1 pseudogene is annotated in these 1,502 nt (G+C 26.5%); it reads left to right on the forward strand.

Features of this window, described 5'->3' with window-relative positions:
• Positions 1 to 293 precede the first annotated feature (293 nt).
• Positions 294 to 1,502: pseudogene (locus L8U41_RS07820) on the forward strand (methyl-accepting chemotaxis protein); the annotation flags it as partial.

Below are 1,502 nucleotides of genomic sequence, written 5' to 3' on the forward strand. Positions count from 1 at the left end.
TAGTTGGAAGATCTGTATTTTATTTAGTCTAATTTTTATCCATAACAATTTATGTTTACTTTAATAAAAATATTTTCACAATAGCTGCAATTTTTAATCATACATTTATAAAAAAATATTTTTATTATTTTATTATACAAAGTATGTATTTTTCATTGTTATATCATTTTTTGATTTATTTTTTTGTGTGTGTATTTGAACCAATTTTAAAAAAATTAAATCTTTTAAAATAGTTTAAAAATAGTTTTATATAAAAAAATAGAATTAATGCTAATCAAAAAAAGGAGTTATTGATGTTTAAATCTTTAAATATAGGGTTAAAACTAGTATTATCAGTTGCTATTAGTATAATCGCTGGAATAGCCATTTTGGTGACTATTTTATCAATTCAAGTTGCTTCTAATATGGAAAATGAAGCTAAAAATTCAATCTTTCTTTCTGCGAAAAGATACGGAAATTTTATGCAAGGCATTCTAAATGAGGAAGTTGTTCTTACAAAAGGAATGGCTACATCGCTTAATGAAATGTTTTCGAAATATGACCAAGTAGATGTTGCGTTAATAGAAAGCTTATTAAAAAATACCTTTGACAGTAGTGGTTATGCAGCTTATTCATTTCTTTGGCTAAAAGATCCTTCTGTTTTATCTGACACCCAAGCATTAGATTCAAATTTTAAAAGCTCTAATGGTAAAACTTTTGCTATGATTTTTTTCGATGAAACTACAGGAAAAGCAGGTGGTATAAGATCTATAAAAGTTCCTAATAATTTTTCTCAACTGAACATTTTGCAAAAAATTGAGCAAAACGCAAAATATGGTGATTTAGATACTTTATTTGTTGGCGCTCCATCAAAATTAAATTATGATGGACATGATTTTTTAGGTATTAATTTAGGAATGCCTATCTTTAACAGTAAAGGCAAATTTGTAGGTGTTGTTGGATATACTTTTGATTTCTTAGAAATATCACAAGAAATGCTTGATCCAAAACTAGATGCCTACGAAGGTGATTTAAGATTTTTAATGACTGATCAAGGGGTTATTACTATTCACAAAAACAAAGATGCTATATTAAAAACTCTACCTGAAATCAATAAAGATCCTTCGACAAAATTTATTATTGATGCCGTTAAAGAACGTAAAGATATAATTATTGACAATTATACTGATTCAAATGGAAATCTCAGCTTTGCTAGTATCACTCCTTTTAGCACACTAGGAGACTCTAGTCACTGGAGTATAATAGTTACCGCACCAAAAAAGTCTGTTTTACAACCTTTATATAAATTACAATTTATTTTAATTATTATAGCACTAGTTATAGTTGTTATAATCTTAGCCATTGTTTATTTTTGTGTAAATAAAATAGTAGGTGCTAGAATTCCTATTATACTTCATTCTTTACAAAATTTCTTCAAATTTTTAAATCATGAAACCAAAGAAGTGCAAACAATAAAGATTAAAGCCGATGATGAATTAGGAAGAATGGGTAAAATAATCAAC

It is taken from the genome of Campylobacter sp. RKI_CA19_01116, assembly GCF_025771405.1.
Classification (GTDB): domain Bacteria; phylum Campylobacterota; class Campylobacteria; order Campylobacterales; family Campylobacteraceae; genus Campylobacter_D.